The organism is Zunongwangia sp., from assembly GCF_048269745.1.
Lineage (GTDB): Bacteria > Bacteroidota > Bacteroidia > Flavobacteriales > Flavobacteriaceae > Zunongwangia.
In genome coordinates, this window is record NZ_JBLXIB010000003.1 from 136085 (window position 1) to 155243 (window position 19159).

At 33.9% G+C, this 19159-nt stretch carries 10 protein-coding genes; 4 read left to right on the forward strand and 6 right to left on the reverse strand.

Translation table 11 applies throughout. From position 1 onward, the window contains the following. Positions 1–41: 41 nt before the first annotated feature. From ACN0WI_RS05405 to ACN0WI_RS05415, 3 genes are all read left to right on the forward strand, one after another. On the forward strand, positions 42–2432 hold the full coding sequence (locus ACN0WI_RS05405) for a TIM-barrel domain-containing protein (RefSeq protein WP_417885626.1): 2391 nt from the start codon (positions 42–44) through the stop codon (positions 2430–2432). A gap of 345 nt (positions 2433–2777) precedes the next feature. Beyond that, complete coding sequence (locus ACN0WI_RS05410; protein ID WP_417885627.1) at positions 2778–5801, forward strand: SusC/RagA family TonB-linked outer membrane protein; 3024 nt, start codon at positions 2778–2780, stop codon at positions 5799–5801. A 17-nt stretch (positions 5802–5818) separates the two neighbouring features. Next, positions 5819–7414, forward strand: a complete 1596-nt coding sequence (locus ACN0WI_RS05415) for a RagB/SusD family nutrient uptake outer membrane protein (protein ID WP_417885628.1) — start codon at positions 5819–5821, stop codon at positions 7412–7414. 178 nt (positions 7415–7592) lie between these two features. On the opposite strand, the gene ACN0WI_RS05420 is transcribed toward ACN0WI_RS05415, so the two are convergent. From ACN0WI_RS05420 to ACN0WI_RS05435, 4 genes are all read right to left on the reverse strand, one after another. Next, positions 7593–9815 carry a TonB-dependent receptor gene (locus ACN0WI_RS05420; RefSeq protein ID WP_417885629.1) on the reverse strand — a complete coding sequence of 741 codons (2223 nt, stop codon included), beginning with the start codon at positions 9813–9815 and terminating at the stop codon, positions 7593–7595. A gap of 244 nt (positions 9816–10059) precedes the next feature. Then, a complete protein-coding gene (locus ACN0WI_RS05425; RefSeq protein WP_417885630.1) occupies positions 10060–11835 on the reverse strand; it encodes an alkaline phosphatase in 1776 nt (591 codons plus the stop codon). 74 nt (positions 11836–11909) lie between these two features. Further along, positions 11910–12230 (reverse strand): hypothetical protein, encoded by a 321-nt coding sequence (locus tag ACN0WI_RS05430; protein ID WP_417885632.1) that lies wholly within the window; start codon positions 12228–12230, stop codon positions 11910–11912. Positions 12231–12404: 174 nt separating this feature from the next. Continuing rightward, positions 12405–16103, reverse strand: coding sequence for a two-component regulator propeller domain-containing protein (locus ACN0WI_RS05435; RefSeq protein WP_417885633.1), 3699 nt, complete (start codon positions 16101–16103; stop codon positions 12405–12407). Between the two features lie 202 nt (positions 16104–16305). Here ACN0WI_RS05435 and ACN0WI_RS05440 point away from each other — a divergent pair, with 202 nt between their 5' ends. Next, positions 16306–17367, forward strand: coding sequence for a class I fructose-bisphosphate aldolase (locus ACN0WI_RS05440; RefSeq protein ID WP_417885634.1), 1062 nt, complete (start codon positions 16306–16308; stop codon positions 17365–17367). Positions 17368–17432: 65 nt separating this feature from the next. Here ACN0WI_RS05440 and rimO read toward each other — a convergent pair whose 3' ends face one another. Both rimO and ACN0WI_RS05450 read right to left on the reverse strand, forming a co-directional pair. Then, a complete protein-coding gene (gene rimO, locus ACN0WI_RS05445) occupies positions 17433–18782 on the reverse strand; it encodes a 30S ribosomal protein S12 methylthiotransferase RimO (protein WP_417885635.1) in 1350 nt (449 codons plus the stop codon). Positions 18783–18878: 96 nt separating this feature from the next. Then, positions 18879–19130, reverse strand: a complete 252-nt coding sequence (locus ACN0WI_RS05450; protein WP_417885636.1) for a hypothetical protein — start codon at positions 19128–19130, stop codon at positions 18879–18881. Positions 19131–19159 lie beyond the last annotated feature (29 nt).

Sequence of the window (19159 nt, forward strand, 5' to 3'; positions counted from 1 at the left end):
TAAGTATTTAAAAATAAATTTGAGGTATAAAAATTTTCTAAATGACTCATATTAAATACTTTTTAATCGGAATAGCATGTATTGCTTTCATTTGTACTTCTTGTAATTTTAACAAGGATCCTAATTATGAGAAAACCAAATTAGGCATAAAATTAAGTCTGGAAAACACCAATCTTGAAATTCAGTTTTATACGCCTTCTATAGCTAGGGTAATTAAAACTCCTAAAAATTCTTCATTTGAAAAGAAAAGTCTTTCAGTTGTTTTAAAGCCTAAAAAAACATCATTTAAAATTGAAGAAAAAAAGAATGAACTCCTATTGAAAAGTGAAAAACTGGAGATCGCTATTAATACCAAAACAGGTAATATACGTTATAATTCTCCAGATCATTCGCTTCTTTTAAAAGAGAAAACAGGCGATCCTTTATTTACTCCATTTAAAGATGTAGATCAGGACACCTACACGGTAAGCCAAAGCTTTAATTTAGATCCTAAGGAGACTATTTATGGCCTTGGGATTTTACAAAATGGCAAAATGTCACAACGCAACCTGGAAATTAAAATGATCCAGGCAAACCGCGAAGATTATATTCCGTTTTTCCAATCGGTTAAAGGATATGGTTTATTTTGGGACAATTACTCTCCTACCACGTTTAGCGACGATACTAGCGCCACTTCTTTTACCTCAGAAGTTGGCGATGGCATAGACTATTATGTTATGTATGGCGGTAATGCCGATGGTGTGATTGCCAACATGAGACAATTAACAGGACAAGCCCCGATGTTCCCACTATGGACATATGGCTACTGGCAAAGTAAAGAACGTTATAAAAGTCAAGAAGAAACCGTTGGTGTAGTAAAAAAATACCGTGATTTAGGAGTTCCATTAGATGGTATAATCCAGGATTGGCAATATTGGGGAGATAATTACCATTGGAATGCTATGGAATTTTTAAATGAGGAATTCCCAAATCCTCAAAAAATGGTAGACGACATTCATGCCTTAAATGCACATATCATCATTTCAATATGGGCTTCCTTTGGACCAAAAACCCAACCTTATAAAGAATTAGAAAAAGGTAACATGTTGTTTAACTTTTCTACATGGCCACAATCTGGTAAAAGTGACTGGCCACCAAATATGGATTATCCATCAGGCGTAAGGGTTTACGATCCCTACAATCCAAAAGCCCGCGATATCTATTGGAAGTATCTAAATAAAGGATTATTTTCTTTAGGTATCGACGGCTGGTGGATGGACTCTACAGAACCAGATCATTTAGATATCAAACCTGAAGATTTTGACGAGAAAACCTATTTAGGCTCCTTTAGAAAAGTACGTAATGCTTTCCCATTAATGACGGTTGGCGGTGTATATAAACATATGCGAGAAGCTACCTCAGATAAGCGGGTATTTATTTTAACTCGTTCAGCTTTTGCAGGCCAGCAACGCTATGCCTCCAATACTTGGTCTGGTGATACCCATGCTTCCTGGAAAACACTGAAAGATCAGATATCCTCAGGATTAAACTTTTCACTTACAGGAATTCCCTACTGGAACAGCGACATTGGAGGTTTCTTTCTAGGGAAGTTTAAAGATAAATTAGACGATCCAGAATATAGAGAACTCTACGCAAGATGGCTTCAGTTTGCAGCTTTCACCCCTATGATGCGATCTCATGGAGCCGATGCGCCACGCGAAATTTATCAATTTGGTAAAAAAGGAGAACCCGTATACGATGCCTTAGAAAAATATATCAATTTACGCTACAGCTTACTACCTTATATCTATTCTGAAGCATGGCAGATTACAAATCAACAATCAAGCTTAATGCGTGCTTTGGTAATGGATTTCCCTAAAGATGAAAAGGTCTTAGATCTTAACGACCAATATATGTTTGGACATTCATTTTTAGTGGCTCCGGTTTGCAAATCAATGTATACTGAAGATAAAAAAGAAAATTTTCAAAAAGAGGGCTATCAAAAAGTGTATCTACCAAAAGGAGCAGATTGGTTTGATTATTGGACTGGAGAACGTTTTTCTGGTGGACAAACTATCAATAAAAAAGCTCCAATAGATATTCTTCCTTTATATGTAAAAGCAGGGAGTATTGTTCCGGTAGGTCCAAAAGTTGAATATGCTGAAGAAAAAGACTGGTCTAACTTACAAATAAATATATATCCTGGTGCTGATGCTGAATTTACATTATATGAAGATGAAAACGATAATTATAATTATGAAAATGGAGCTTATAGCGAAATAAAATTCGTTTGGAATAATGACAAAAAAGAATTAACCATCGGAAAGCATCAAGGAAAATTTGAGGGAATGCTTAAAAATAGATCATTCCAACTGCATATAGAAACTGCTGAAACAACTAAAACAACAAAGAAAATCACTTATAATGGTGAGAAGATAGTAATAGGATTTTAAACGAATCAAGAATCTTGCGGAATTAATCTTTTCATTAAGGATTCAAAAGTACGCTTAAAATCATACCCGCTATTTTAAATTAAATTTATAACCCAATAATCCGGCTTTACGTGTCTATTTGAAATTATCGAGCAGTAAAGCCGGGGGTATAAATATTTTTTTAAAATGATGGCTTTCAGCTTGAATTTTAGAAGTCCCAATAAATTGCCAAATACTTTGTAATGTCTCCTGGCAAGACATCATACCTACAATTCAATAAAAGCACCAACAACGAAAACGTTATCGTTAAAATATTTGAGATAATAAAAAGATTAATCAATAAACTATTAATTTAAATCATTTTTTATGTGTAAATTTTATTTTTTTGCTCATTACGCTATATCAAGGTATGCTATCGCCTTGCTTGCGGTAATGATTGTATTTTCAAATTATGAAGCACAGGCGAAAATCATAGATTTCGCTGATCATAATTTACAAGAGCCAATAACCGGTACTGTAACTTCAAAAAAAGATGGTATGCCCTTAGCTGGCGCTAATATTGTAGTTAAAGGTACACAAACGGCAACTTCTACAGATTTTGATGGAAACTACACCTTGGACGCCTCTGAAGGATCTATCTTGGTAGTAAGCTATATAGGTTTTGCTACTCAGGAAATTCCTGTAGGAAACGAGAAAGTAATTAATATCACCCTAGAAGAGGATACCAATGCTCTGGAAGAAATCGTACTCATAGGCTATGGGAAACAAAAAGCAGGAGATGTGACCAGTGCCGTAGCCAATGTTAAAGCCGAAAATTTTAATAAAGGACAGCTTACCGACGCCGGACAATTAATACAAGGAAAGGTCGCCGGATTAGCGGTTACCAATTCTAATGGTGATCCTACTGCTACAAGTTCTATAAAATTAAGAGGAAATAATACACTATATGGTGCATATTCAGATCCTCTAGTACTTATAGATGGTATTCCCGGAGCTTTAAATACAGTTGCCCCAGAAGATATTGAAACCATAGATGTTTTAAAAGACGGATCTGCTGCAGCAATATATGGGGTAAGAGGAACTAACGGCGTTGTTTTAATTACCACAAAAAAAGCCACAGGTGCCAAAATAAATACGATAGAATATTCAGGATATGTAAGCACAGCAAAAATTGCCAGAAAACTCGATTTCTTAAGTGCAGAACAGTTTAGGGAGTTATACCCAAAATCAGATTTAGGAGCCAATACTGACTGGTTAGACGAAATTACCAGAACACCTATAACCCATGTGCATAATGTTACCCTTAGAGGAGGCAATTCACAAACCAATTATATTGCCAATATTAATTATAATTCACAACAAGGAATATTTTTAAAGTCAGACAACCAAACCTTTAGAGGACGTCTAGAAGTAAATCATAAGATGTTTGACGATAAACTCCATTTGCGATTTTCTTTATTGGGAAGGGAAAATAAATATACCTCTACCGGAGCTGGAGACAGCTTTAGGCCTTGGATTTACTATCAGTCCATGCGCTATAATCCTACAGCGCCTATTAAAAACGAAGATGGGAGTTGGTACCAGAACACAAGTAAATTAGGATATGAAAACCCACTTTCCCTAATTAAAGAATCGGACGGAAATGTAAAAACTTCTGAAATGAGATATGTTGGGACAATTACCTATACCCCTATTGAAGCGCTTACAATAAATGGAAATTTCTCTTTAAGAAGAGAACCAAGCACCAATGGTTATTCAGAAACTTTAAATCATATTTCCAACCTCAGGGATGGTTTCGCAGGCTATTCTAATATAGGAGGCTATACAGATACCGATAGGCAAATGGAATTAACAGCTACCTATGATAAAGATTTAGAGGATCATGAATTCTCAGTTCTTTTAGGATACAGTTATTTAAGTAATGAAAAAGAAAAGTATAGTATGAATAATTATGGCTTCCAAGATGATTATTTTGGAGGATGGCATAATATAGGAGTGGGAAATGCACTTCAAAGAGGCTTTGCGGGAATGAACTCCGAAAAATTAAAAACGAATTTGATTAGTTTCTTTTCTCGTGCTACCTATTCGTATAAGGATAAATACCTACTTATGGCAAGTATTAGGCACGAAGGAGCAAGCCAATTTTGGGGAACTAATAATGCATGGGGGACTTTCCCTGCGGCTTCTATTGGCTGGAAAATCACCAATGAAAATTTTATGAACGACCAAAATCTTTTTAATGAAATTAAATTGAGAATAGGATACGGTGTTACCGGCTCACAACCTGAAGATCCTTTTTTGGGAATAGCAATGCTTGAATATGGCGATTATGCCTATGTAAATGGTCAATGGGTAAGAACTATTGTCCCCGGGTCTAACCCCAATCCCAACTTAAAATGGGAAGAAAAAAGAGAAACTAATATTGGGCTAGACTTTTCACTTAAAAATGGCCGGCTTTCCGGTTCAATAGATGCATACAAAAGGAATGTAGTAGGACTTTTATATTCTTACAAGGTTCCTATGCCACCTTACTTATACCCGACTATAATGGCAAATGGTGGAAATATGATAAACCGAGGAATTGAAGTTTTGATTAATACTACACCTATAGAAACTGAAGATTTTAGTTGGAATAGTACCATTACCTATTCTGTTAACGATAATAAGTTAAAGAGCTTAAATGGAAGTGTGTTTAAAACCGATAACGATTATTTTGAAGAAGGATCTGTTGGTTATGAGGGGCAGGTAGCAAGCTCCCATCGTGTTCAGGTAGGTTATCCCATAGGAAATTTCTATGGATTCAAAGTTACTGATGTAGATCAGGATGGAAAATGGGTATATGAAGATGCCAACGGAGATAAAGTGGCTTACGACGATTTTAACCACGCTCCAGAAGACCGTCATTATATAGGAAATGGTATTCCTAAATGGTATGCGGGTTTTAATAACACTTTTCGTTATAAAAAACTGGATTTAACGGTAAATATGAGAGGGGCTTTCAATTTTCAGATTATTAATGAAGCTAGAATGAATTTTGAAGGTACTCAAAATGGATATAGGGACAATCGTCTTACTTCGGTTACTGATAAAGTATTCGGTAAAACAACACTTAGTCCAGAAGTACAGGCAGAATATAACAGTTATTATGTTGAAGACGGGGATTATTGGAAAATCGATAATATCGCTTTAGGATATACTATTGATAAATTTAATACTGAAATTATTAAATCTATAAGGGTATATGGATCAGTAAATAATGCATTTACCATAACCGGATATAATGGTATCGATCCAGAAGTAAATACTTCAGGATTAACCCCAGGAGTAGACCGTAGGGAAAAATTCCCTACCGTAACCACCTTTACCTTAGGTCTAAGTGCCAGATTTTAATATTAAAAAGCAATCTAATGAAAACTAAAAAAATAATTATAGTCATAGGTATTTTACTGTTAATATGTAATACCTCATGTACCGAACTATACGACGATAGCTATGGTAGCGTAGTAACCGAAAGATTCAATCCTGAATCAGAAGAAGATATTAGTGCATTGATAAATGCGGCTTATGTACCTTGGCGTAAAACAATGCTTTTATGGAATGGTGTAGTTCGGGCTCAGGAATTAAGTGCCGATCAGGATGTAATCCCTGCACGTATTGGAATAGGATGGATCGATGGATATATTTATAAAAGATGGCATCAACATACCTGGACTACCAATGACGATAGTGTTTATCAACCCTGGAACAGGACTTTTGAGGGGATCAATACGGTAAATCGATTACTATATCAAATCGATCAGGGAGTTATCGTTTTACCCGATGAAGATACCCAAAATGCTTTAATGTCAGAGTTAAAAGTGCTAAGAGCCTCTTATTATTATATTCTGGTAGACCTTTATGGTAATGTTCCTATTGTAACTGATTATAGTGATACAAGTTTACCACAGCAATCAAAACGTTCTGAAGTTTTTGATTTTATCATTCAGGAAATTACAGATAACATTAATAACTTGTCTGAAGAAGCCAGAGGTTATTATTACGGCCGAATGAACAAATGGGTAGCCCATACCCTATTGGCAAAAATGTATCTTAATGCAGAAGTTTGGATAGGAGAACCAATGTGGCAAAAATGTATTGAAGAATGTAATGCAGTAATGGCATCTGGTAATTATAATTTAGAAGCCAATCAGAAAAATATATTTATAACCGAAAATCAAGACTCCAAAGAAATTATTTTTGCCCTACCAATGGACGAAAAATATGTTACTGACTGGAATGCCTTTGATTTCCACATGTACACATTAGCACAAGAAAATCAAGAAACTTACGATATGACATACGCTCCTTGGGGTGGTGTTTGTGCAATCCCTCAGTTTATTGATTCTTTTAATCCGAACGATAAAAGATTAAAAGATAATTATATAAAAGGGCAACAATATTCCTCATCAGGAAAAGCATTATCGATAAACTATACTAATTCGGTTCCTTCTATCGATGAATCTGACAAAGATGATGGATATCGTTGGGGAAAATTTGAATATAAAATAGGCTGTACCAACCGACTTGGTAATGACTTCCCGGTTTTCAGATATGCTGATATCTTGCTTATGAAAGCTGAATCTTTAATGCGCTCCGGACAATCTGGAGCAGGAGAACTAGTTAGCGAGGTTAGGATGAGAAATTTCGATTCATCACAGGAAGCTACAGTTACCGATGCGGAACTTAGCATGGGAAGTAACTACAATTATGGACGTAGGGATAGCTATTCCCAGACCTACGAAGGCGGTTCAAATATTACTTATGGTCGGTTTTTAGATGAACTTGGATGGGAATTTTGCCAGGAAGGAAGACGCCGACAAGATTTGATAAGATTCGGAGTTTTTACTACGAGATCATGGTTTTCTCATGATGTCTCCGATGCTTCTAAAAAGTTATATCCTATCCCATATGAAGTTATGCTTACCAATAGTAATTTGAAACAAAACCCTGGATATAGCGGATAATTAGGAATAGAGTTTAGGAGCAAGCATAGCGAAGTATATATAGGAAAATCTTTTTTAAAATTTCAAGAGCGTTTAAAATACTTAAGCTATAGCAAAACCAATTCTTTTAACCACTAAAAAAGATTAGACTAAATACAATTAAAAAAAGCCCGAATTATTGAAATTCGGGCTTTTTTGTCTAAAATCGATATGAAATAATTCCTTTTAAAAAGAAAGGAGTCCCTGGTGTAAAATGAATTTCCTCTACCGGCTGATCTTCAAAAGCCAATCTTGATGTGGTAGCAAATTGTGTTTCATTCCAGTCAGTATCAAAAATATTCTGTATCGAAAGTCCAAAATCAAAATGATTCCAACGATAGCCGGCATTAAAATCAAAAACTGTATAGCCTTCAGCAACAATAGAATTATCTTCATTAGCTGCTCTAGAGTTCATGTGTCTTGCATGTAAACCTCCATAAACTCCTGAAGGATGGATAATATTTATTCCAGAAGTAAATGTAAAATCTGGAGCAAGTGGAATATAATCTTCCCCATCAGGTTCATCTTTAGCTCTTGCTAAAGTACCGTTAACATCAAGATCATAATTAAGCCAATTAAATGGCTGGTAACGCAAACTAAAATCGATTCCTTTTCGTACTGTTTTTCCGCTAGGCTCTACCACAGCCTCATCACCAACATATACAAACTCTTGTTCCAGGTACAAGTACCAAAAAGCAGTATTTAGAATTAGCTTAGGTACAGGTTTCCATATAAACCCGAGATCACTCCCGTAAGCTGCCGGTAAAATTTCTCTTCCTTCTTGTTGAATAACAACTCTCGTATCGTTTGAATGAAAACTTTTACCTGATTTTAAATATAATTGAACATTGTCTTTTAGGTTATAAAGAATATTTACTTTAGGGCTTAATATTGCTTTATTTTCAGCTGTATTTGTGTACTTTTCAATCAAACCATCTTCATACATAAATTTAAAGTAGTCTAAGCGTAAACCTGGATTTAGTGTCCACTTTCCGAAGTGAAAATTTGCATTAGCAAAAACCGAATAATTAGTTTCATTAATATTACCAAAACTTAGCGAATCTAACACTTCTGCCCTATTTACGGTATGCGATAATTCATTATTTCGACTTTGGTCGTTACGAAGCGAAATTCCAAATTCATAATCACCATTAACCTCATTTGTGTAAAATTTATGGTGATAGGTATTGGTTAGTCCATAAATCTCTCGAGTTTCTTTTTGCTTAATTTGGTCTCCATTTTCAGGATCGTTCAAGAAAAACGTGAAATTAGAGAATAACAGAAAATCATATTTTGAATAATATAAGGTAGTAGATAAGCCAGACTGGTCGTCAATTTGATAGTCATTATTTAAGATAATATTTGTTCGGCTGGTTTCCCCACCTTCAGTATCGTCTATAGCTCCAAACCTTGAAATCAATCCACTATCTATTGCTCGTTGCGGAATTTGTCCAGAGGCATCCCACTCACTGGTAAAATAGGAAACGATTGCTTTAAAACGATTTTTAGCTGAAAGTTGACCAACATATTTCCCCATTAGATTAATTCGGCTAAATAATTGCGGACTATCAAAGGGACCATCTGTTCCCAAATATTCTGAAGCGATATAGGCCGATTCTTTTCTTGAATCTAATACCTTGAACATTCCTACGAAACGCTGTGTATTAAATTGGCCAATTTCAGCTTTAATTAAGTTATCCTCCAACTGATCTTTAGTGTTAAAAGACACAAAACCGGCAGTAGAAAAATTACCTTTACTAGTAGTGTAAGGTCCTTTTCCAAAATTAACTCCATTTACCGTTTCAGGAATTAGAAAATGAAGATCTGAATATCCTTGCCCATGTGCATGAGAAACTAAATTTACCGGCATACCATCTACGCTAACATTAATATCGGTACCATGATCAATATCGAAACCACGAAGAAACATTTGTTCTGCTTTTCCTCCTCCAGCATGCTGACCGATAAACAAACCAGGAACATATCGCAACAGATCCTGAGATGAATTTACAGGATTTACACGAGTATTTATTTCAGAAAAGATGCTTAAAGCATTAATTTTTGGTGCTATAACTATTTCGTCTATAAGATTCATTTTAGTTTGAAGCTTTACCGCATAATTTTGCTTAGCACCTACCTCAAAATATACTGTTCCAAAGCCCAGATGATGAATTTTAATACTATCGTTTTTTGAAGCTGCAATAGTAAAATTCCCCTGAGTATCACTATGCGTGTGGTGGCCGCTTTTGAGATTCAGAATATAAGCTTCGCTTACAGAGTTGTTCTTTGCATCCGTAATTTTTCCGGAAATAGTAGTTTGACTGAAAGACAAAAAAGAACATAAAAAAAACGCTAAGAATAGCGTATAGTATTTTGAGGACATAACGTTTAGATTTTCAACAAAAATAAAATATTCAACAGGTTCTTGCTGCAAGCAAGAGCAAAAAAAACTAAAATTATTAAATCGGCATTTTTAAGCTGAATTATTCATTTTTTTTCATTTTTATAAGATCATAAATATGATCTAACGACACCTATTTATGATAAAAAACGGACGCGCTAAATGATATTTAGCGCGTCCGTTTTTTGAATATGTGATGTAGAATGATCTAGATATTTATATTAAATCACGGATTTTTAACAATTTTTAAAATCTTATTAAAGATTTCGTTGTTTTCATAAACTCCTCTAAAAAGATCTGAATATACACCATAAGAAAATACAGGAACCATTGTAGCCGTGTGATCGTGGGTTGTAAAATCGCCTTCAATTTCATGATTTTTAATATTTCCTTGTGGAATACTAAATCCAGAAGTTTCATGATCGGCTGTAACAATAACTAATGTTCCAGGATTTTTATCTGCAAATTGAACAGCTTTTGAAATTGCTTTATCAAAATCTATCCCTTCACTTACTATCCCTGAAACTTCATTAAAATGACCAAATTTATCGATTTGTGCTCCTTCAACCATCATAAAAAATGGTTTCTCTGAATTCATAAAACTTAATGCGTTTTCTACTGTTTCCGGTAAAAGATCACCACGACCATTTAATGTTGAAGGCACACCACCTTTAGCCATAAAAAATCCTAATCTATCGGATTTGTTACTAGCAATATCCTTCACATCTGTAGCAATATCGAATATATTTTGATCAGTAAAATACTTAGCTCCTCCACCGGCAAAAAACGTTAATTTACTTTTCAATAAATCCTGAGCAATTTCAGTATTCATTCCTCGGTCTTTTTGATGCGCATAAAATGCAGATGGTGTAGCACCGGTAATTTCATCTGTAGTAATAACAGCTGTATTAAAACCTTTACTGTCTAAAATTTCCGTTAAGTTTGGTATCGCTTTTCCTTCTGCATTTACTCCAATAGCTCGGTTATTGGTTTTCTCTCCGGTAGCTAAAGCAGTTCCGGCAGCCGCAGAATCTGTTGTAAAATCGTCTGCAGAAGATGTTTTTATAAAACCTATATTTTTTAATTGTGTTACCGTAAGATTGCCATTATTTGCTAAAACTGAAGATGAAATTTCGGAAAGTCCATTTCCGTCTCCTATTAATAGAATCACATTTTTTACTGGCTCGTGTAAGCCATCATATTCAAAGGTAGGTTTATAAACTTCAGAGAATAACTCATTTTTATAAACACGATCTTTCAGTGTAAATAAATACGAAGCACATTTAAATGGCTCATCGGTATTAATATAATTAACGCCTAATTTTTCAAAAGCTTTCCAAGCCGATTTCGAATCGGGTGTTCCCCAAAATCGAAATGGTTTATTAAAACTATGTGCTTTTTTAATAACATCTGTTACTTTTTTTAAATCTTCATTAGTAAATCTGCCTTTACCATTCCAAACTGCATAATTTTTATAATCTACACTAATCATAGCCACTCGATCCCATTGTTCTGCCGTAAGTGGTTCTAGTTTTTGATAATCAAAAGCAATAAAATCGGGATAATTTTTATAGTCTGATGGAAGTGGTTGGTTCCCAGAAATCACAATCGAAATATGTTGATTTTCGATGATTTCAGGATATTTTTTTATCGCTTTTACAATCTTTTTTAAAGTAAATGTCGCTTCTGTTTTAATATCTATCATTAGCTGAATTGGCTGATCTTTGATGATAAAAAGATGCAATCCTTCGCTGATCGGTTTTAAATAAAGACTTTCTAACGTTCTTTTTTTGTTTATTTCGTTCTCATAATGAGCCACAAGAAGTTCTCCGTTTTTCAGAAAAACGTCGGCTTCTATAGATACAGCTCCGGCAGCATAAGCTGTCCAAAAAGGTATTTTTTGTTCATAATCGTTATGAGAATGAATTTTAAAACTTTGCTGTGCCTGTAGTACTGTTACACAACAGAAAAAAAGAACTACTGAATTAAATAATTTTTGCATAAAATAAAGAAAAAGAAAGGTGCTAAGTAGGGATAGCACCTCTCTATTAAACAAACTAAAATCAAACTAACACTTTACCAACCGATATTTTGAGGAATTCCTGCTCCTTCGATTACAGTTGTTGGCAATGGCCAAACATTCATATAGGTAGGATCAAAATTTCTCGATGACCAAACTTCCTGAATTGCATAATCGGAATCTGGATTAGTTCTATCATTATGAATCCGACCATGAAGCGGCTTGCTATACATTTCTTCCGCATCTCTGCTAGGAGTTCCATAATAAGGAACGCCATCTACAACAGTTAACGGAGATTGTGCATTTAATGCATACTGAGCCATAGTGCCCGAGACACAAAAAATGCTAAAAAGCATAAACAAATAATAATTCTTCATGTTCTTTAAAAAGTTTAAGATTTTGAGTGAATGTAGGCTCAGGGCAGGATACAATACTGTACTTTTGTTTCAAAAAAGTTCAGTATTGATTCAAAATAGTGCTATTTAGGCTTGAAAATTAGCAGTTTAGTTACAGTAATACTAACGTAACATTGCGCTAATCTAGTAGTAATCTTAAAGTATATTCTGGATATGCTTTTTATAGCGTTTAGGGCTTTCGCCATAATGTTTTTTAAACAATCTGCTGAAGTATTTAGGATCGTTAAAGCCACATTCAAAACTTATTTCGCTAATATTTAAGTTTCCGGTTAGCAGTAAATTCTCTGCTTTCTGTAATCGAAGATTTATAATCACATCAGATGGCGATTGCTGTAGAATTTCTTTAAAAACTCTATATACTTTAGTTCTGGAAATTTCTAAACGTTTAAAAAGACTATCTACGTTAAATTGCGGATTATCGAGTTCCTCTTCTATAATTTTCAATGCTTTTTTTACCGTTTTCTCATGCGGATTCAAAACCACATTTTCTCGATCTAATTTTTCTGTTATACGATTTATTTTGGTTGAATATGCTTGCTTTTGCGAATTGGTGATCATTGCAATTTTCTTATTCAATAAATCGGAACTAGTTGGCAAATTAGCAATAGCATTAATGCCATTCTCGATTGCTCGTTCTTCTATAGAAAGGCTAATAGTTTCTGAAATATATAAACTTGGTATTCGCTGTAATGCTGGCTGATGTAATACTTGCTCGAAATCATTTGAAAAGGGAATATTATAAATAACAATAGTCTCCACATTACATTGATGTATAGCAGATGTTATTCCGTGTAAATCATGCTCAAAAAGTAAGGCTCGCTCTTTTGAATTTAAAAGCTGACTAAAAAAACTAATATCGTCTTTCTCACAATAAACAAGTATATAGCTTTTATCGTCGTCCTTAGGTTGCTGTAAATGTTTATACTGAAGAACTCCCGAAGCATTCGATTGATTTTTAACTGAAATTACAGGAATTTGTAGCATAATTTCCAAATCCTCAGTAAATTTTACTTCAATTTCGCCACTTATTTCTTTCAGTAATAATTGAAATGCTTTGTAATACGGACTAAAATTCGTGATATTTTGCCACTCTTTTTTAAGAAGTTCACTCGAAGCCTTCAATTCAATAATCACTTTATTCGAATGTAAACTGGTCTGCAAATGGCATTTTTCATTACTACCAGAATATTTAAAAACTTCAATAATAAGATATCGTAGTAACAACCGGAAGCGCAAAACATCTAATGCCACTAAATTTTCATCCGAAAAATTAGAAAACTGATAACTCGTCTGGGTATTATATTGATTATCGCTTATTTGCTGATAAATTTTAGTTATAAAACCTTCAAAATCAATTTGTACAGGAACACTTTCTCCAAGTTCCGATACCTGATCGAGATAATCCCATTCTGAAATATCTTCTATAAGCTTCGTTAATCCCTTTTCAACACTTTTGGTATCATTTTCTTCTGTTTTTAAAAGTGCTGTTATTTTGTTCAATTTCGATTTAAAGTCGGATAAAAAAAATGTTTGGAATTTTTCAACTTCAAAATCTTTATTTTTAACATCACGATGCAAGGCTAGAAGTTTCTCTTTTTGTTTAGCAATCTCAGCATTCTTCTGTTCTAGATTCTTATTTGCATCTAATAATTCTTTTTTCTGAGAGGCAATAACCGCAGTACGCTCTTCTATATTTTTCTCTAACTGATTTCTAATTTTTTTTGCAATTCTATTTCTTCTAACCGAAAAACTTATTCCTATTAGAATTAGTAGCACTGTGCAAACTGTGTAAAACCAAAACGTCTGATAAAATGGTTTTTCGATATGAACCTGAAAATATTGAGTTTCCTGATCTTCATTTTTATTGCTGGTAACTTTAAAACTATAATCTCCCGGCTGTAAATGACTATAAATAATTTCTGAATTTTTAAAAGTTTTCCAGTCGGAATCTGCGCCTTCTAACTTATACCAAATTGTTTTTGGCAAGCCTGTATAGCTTATGGGTGTAATTGTAACAGCAACTGAATTTTCCCGATATTCTTTTGTGAATTCTGAAGAATAATTTTCTTTACCATCTACTTTTAGAAAAAACTTAACTGATTTTTCAGTATAATGATACGCATCTGGCTGAAAAAAACTGAGTCCGTTAATTCCGCCAAAAAACAAGGTTCCTTTTGCATCTTGAAACGAAGCCCCTTCAGAAAATTCTTTTGCCTGCCAGCCTTGCTCTTTTGGTAACTGCGTAATAGCATAACTTTTTTTATTAATAAATGCGATTCCTTTGGTGGTACTTATCCAAATTTCATTTCCGTTAGCCAATAAACTATATACCATATGGCTTGGTAATCCATCGGCTTCAGTTAAATTTTTAATTATTCCCTTCGATTTTTTGTAAATGCTAATGCCTCCTAAAGTTGCAATCCACAATTCATTATTTGCTGAATCTTGATATAAACTATACACGCTATTTCCTAAAAGTCCGTTTTCTGTATTAATAGTTTTTAGGATTCCTTTTTCTGTTGAAAAAAACACCACTCCATTACGCTCGGTAGCTAATACTAAAGTATCTTCTATTTTAATGATTTGTCGAACATGAAATGATGCTAATTCCTCTTGATGTTTAAATGCCTCAAAATGCTTTAATTTTCTATTATACTTTGCAACACCACCCCAACAGGCAATCCATAAATCCTCTGAATCTTCAAAAAAAGAATAATTTCTATTTGCAGGAAAGTTTTCAAAATCTTCAGCAGTAATAAGCGAATATTGTTGATTTTCAATTTTTATAATGCCCGCATAGGTTCCTACCCAAATAGTTCCTTTAGAATCGGTATATACACTCCGGATTCTATCCCAATCTGAATTTAATGATGCTTCTGTAATAGAAAAAGGAAGGAAGCAGTTCGTTTCCTTACTGAAAGAAAATAATCCATGATTATAATAACCCAACCAAACTGCTCCAGATTGATCTTTTGTAATCCCCCGAATAGTTTCATTGGGTAAATGTGGATAGGTTTTTGGATGCGGAATTATCGTGGTAATTTGCTCAGCTCCGTGGTAAGCCATACTAATGCCCCCATCTTTATGTGCTAACCAAATATTTCCAAAATCGTCTTCATAAAGCTTTTCGATTTCGTTACTGGTAAAACTGTATGGCGAATACGGATCGTATTTATATTGCGTTATTTGTTGATTATTAATATTCTCTGGCGTGTTAGGAATAAAAAACAATCCGTTTTTTCGAGAAGCATACCAAATATTCCCTTCTCGGTCTTTTAGAACATCATTAATCATGACTTCAGGGAATTGATTCCTCAAAATTTTTTTAAGTGGCTTATGAGTATCTTCTGTAATCAACTCAGATACTGATACTTCTTGAAAGTGATTATCGCTATATGCAAAATTACTATTCGATGTTTTTACGGCTATTTCTCCAGATTTAGTTAACCGAAAAGTTTCTGGATGCTGACTTAATTTGAAATTTTTAAAAATACCATCTCCTTCGTAATATGATATTGTATTATTATCGTTCAATATCCAAATACGACCATTTTTATCTTTCTTAAAAGCCAAAATTACATTTCCGGCAATACTGGTAGAGTCTTGATACTTATGTTTAAAAACTTGAATTTGATTGCTATCATAAACATTTAAACCATCCCAAGTAGCAATCCAAAGCCGCCCATCTTGATCACTAATAATATCGTTTACAGAATTGTTAGATAAACCTTCATCTGTAGTTAAGGTTTTAAACTTCATTTGTTGTGCCAGCAAACTATGGCAAATAAGCACAAACAGTAAAGCAATTTTTTTAGGGAATTTATGCTTCATCATAACGAACAAAAGTAGCTCTAAAAATAGAGTTTCTTATTACGTCTTTATTAAGCATTAATTATCAATATTAACAAATAGCTAAAATTTCAAGATCAAAAAAACTTCATTTTAATACTGAGATTTATAAATATTTTATAATTCAATAAATAAATATCTTTTGTAAAATACTTACCTTAATAGAACAAGATTAAAATTTAGTATTATGAGTAATATTGATGAAATTACAGAAATTTTGGGAGACGATCTTTCTAAGAATCTCCTTAACCATTCTTGTGAAAAAATAAATAAAGAACGGCTTCACATTCCCAACAAAGATGTTGTAAATAATTTTATAAATTCTGATAGAAATCCGCAGGTTTTAAACAATCTAGGTAGGTTATACCAAAGTGGTACGCTTGGTGGAACAGGCTATATAAATATTTTGCCTGTAGACCAAGGTATAGAACATAGTGCTGCTTTTTCTTTTTATAAAAACCAAGATTATTTTGATCCTGAAAATATAATAAAATTAGCTATTGAAGCAAATTGTAATGGAGTAGCTTCCACTTTTGGGGTGCTAGCCTCTTGTGCTAGAAAATACGCTCACCGAATTCCATTTATTGTAAAAATAAATCATAATGAATTAATGACGTATCCCAATACTTACGATCAAATTCAATTTGGTTCGGTTCTTGAAGCTTGGAATTTGGGCGCTGCTGCTGTTGGTGCTACTATCTACTTTGGATCTAAAGAAAGTGACCGGCAAATACAGGAAATTGCTGCTGCTTTCGATAAAGCTCATGAATTAGGAATGGCTACTATTTTATGGTGTTACAACAGAAATGAAGCTTTTAAAAAAGATGGTAAAGATTACCATACCGCTGCCGATCTAACCGGACAGGCTAACCACATTGGTGTTACTATAAAAGCCGATATTATTAAGCAAAAATTGCCAACTTTAAACTTTGGAAATAAAAATCTTTCTTTTGGAAAATACGATGATGCCATGTACGAAACATTAGCTACAGACCATCCTATAGATCTTTGCCGTTGGCAAGTTGCTAACTGCTATATGGGAAAAATCGGGTTAATAAATAGTGGTGGTGGCTCTAAAGGAGAATCGGATATTAAAGAAGCAATAAAAACAGCGGTTATTAATAAAAGAGCTGGTGGTAGTGGACTTATAATGGGTAGAAAAGCTTTTCAGCGACCTATGAAAGAAGGAGTTGAACTACTACGTAAAGTCCAAAAGGTATATTTAACCCCAGAAATTACTATAGCATAAAAAATAAAGGCTGAAATTATATAATTTCAGCCTTTATTTTTATCAAACAACAGTTTATGGTTATTTTAAACTGTTTTTATTTTTAGCTCCTTACGAGTTGGTTTTGTTTCTGCTTGTAAAGGTTCTCCGTATAAATCGAAATCGGCTGCATCGGTAATTTTAATATCATAATATTCGCCGGTTTTCAAGTAAATTTCAGTAGCATCAATCAATACTTCATTATCTACATCAGGTGAATCAAATTCGGTTCTACCTATAAAATAATTTCCTTCTTTACGATCGATAATCACTTTAAAAATCTGCCCTATTTTTTCCTGATTAAGTTCCCAAGAAATTTGGGATTGAATTTCCATAATCTCGTTTGCACGTTCCTGTTTTACCTCATCAGGAACATTATCTTCTAGATTATAAGCATGTGTATTTTCTTCGTGAGAATAGGTAAAACAACCTAAACGCTCAAATCGCATTTCCTTTACCCATTCTTTTAATTCCTGAAACTGTGCTTCAGTTTCTCCCGGATAACCAACAATTAGCGTAGTTCTAATCGCCATCTCCGGTACAATTTCTCGAAACTTATATAAAAGATCTGTTGTTTTTTTGTGTGTAGTTCCGCGACGCATCGATTTTAATAAATCGTCTGAAATATGCTGTAAAGGAATATCTAAATAATTACAAACTTTAGGCTCACGCTTCATCAAATCTAATACATCCATCGGGAAACCGGTAGGAAATGCATAATGCAAGCGAATCCATTCTATCCCTTCCACTTTCACTAAATTCTCTAGTAGTTCGGCTAAATTTCTCTTCTTATACAAATCAAGTCCGTAATAAGTAAGATCTTGTGCAATAAGAATCAGTTCTTTTACACCATTAGCGGCAAGCTTTTCAGCTTCTATCACTAGGTTCTCTATTGGTGTAGATTTGTGCCCCCCTCGCATTAACGGAATTGCGCAAAAGCTACAAGGGCGATCGCAACCTTCAGCAATCTTTAAATAAGCGTAGTTTTTTGGTGTTGTTGTTAAACGTTCACCAATTAACTCATGTTTATAATCAGCCTCTAAAGCAGTTAATAAACCTGGCAATTCGGTTGTCCCGAAATACTGATCTACATTTGGAATTTCTTTCTGCAAATCGGGTTTATAGCGTTCACTTAAACAACCGGTTACAAAAACTTTATCAACATCTCCTTGATTCTTTTTCTCTACAAACTCTAAAATTGTATTTACCGATTGTTCTTTCGCATTATCGATAAATCCACAGGTATTTATAACTACAATATTTCCTTCTTCCTCATGAACAACCTCTTTATCATTCGCTTTTAATTGTCCCATCAACACTTCGCTGTCGTAAACATTCTTACTACAACCAAGGGTTACTACATTTATCTTATTCTTTTTTAGCGACTTAGTCCTCATGTAAAATCTTTGTTTAAAAATGCAAAAGTAGTGAAGATCGACGAAATACTCCTACTCAAAACTAAAATTTAGCTTTTAGTGATTTTTAAAGGTATTTTAGTTTTCCTGATCGTTAGGCTCTTCTTTTGGTTTCCGCCAAAACGTCAAACAAATAGCTGCTGAAATTAACAACGAAACTACAATACCGCCAATTACAATTCCATAGCCATCACCCGCTAAACGATCCATATCGTAATCCATAAACATAAAAAGATAGCCTAAAAAAAGTATATCAAGGGTTAGTTGAATAATCCAGTATGCAATTTTTCCTTTATGAGTTAGCTTTTTTACAATAAGTATGTCTAACATAAAATGATTTGAGTTTTTGATTTGGACTT

Excerpts from the sequence above, each read along its gene's own strand:
- ACN0WI_RS05410 (WP_417885627.1), top strand. The coding sequence starts at position 2,778 with ATGTGTAAATTTTATTTTTTTGCTCATTACGCTATATCAAGGTATGCT.
- ACN0WI_RS05430 (WP_417885632.1), bottom strand. The coding sequence starts at position 12,230 with ATGAAGAATTATTATTTGTTTATGCTTTTTAGCATTTTTTGTGTCTCG.
- ACN0WI_RS05425 (WP_417885630.1), bottom strand. The coding sequence starts at position 11,835 with ATGCAAAAATTATTTAATTCAGTAGTTCTTTTTTTCTGTTGTGTAACA.
- ACN0WI_RS05420 (WP_417885629.1), bottom strand. The coding sequence starts at position 9,815 with ATGTCCTCAAAATACTATACGCTATTCTTAGCGTTTTTTTTATGTTCT.
- ACN0WI_RS05405 (WP_417885626.1), top strand. The coding sequence starts at position 42 with ATGACTCATATTAAATACTTTTTAATCGGAATAGCATGTATTGCTTTC.
- ACN0WI_RS05415 (WP_417885628.1), top strand. The coding sequence starts at position 5,819 with ATGAAAACTAAAAAAATAATTATAGTCATAGGTATTTTACTGTTAATA.
- rimO (WP_417885635.1), bottom strand. The coding sequence starts at position 18,782 with ATGAGGACTAAGTCGCTAAAAAAGAATAAGATAAATGTAGTAACCCTT.
- ACN0WI_RS05440 (WP_417885634.1), top strand. The coding sequence starts at position 16,306 with ATGAGTAATATTGATGAAATTACAGAAATTTTGGGAGACGATCTTTCT.
- ACN0WI_RS05450 (WP_417885636.1), bottom strand. The coding sequence starts at position 19,130 with ATGTTAGACATACTTATTGTAAAAAAGCTAACTCATAAAGGAAAAATT.
- ACN0WI_RS05435 (WP_417885633.1), bottom strand. The coding sequence starts at position 16,103 with ATGATGAAGCATAAATTCCCTAAAAAAATTGCTTTACTGTTTGTGCTT.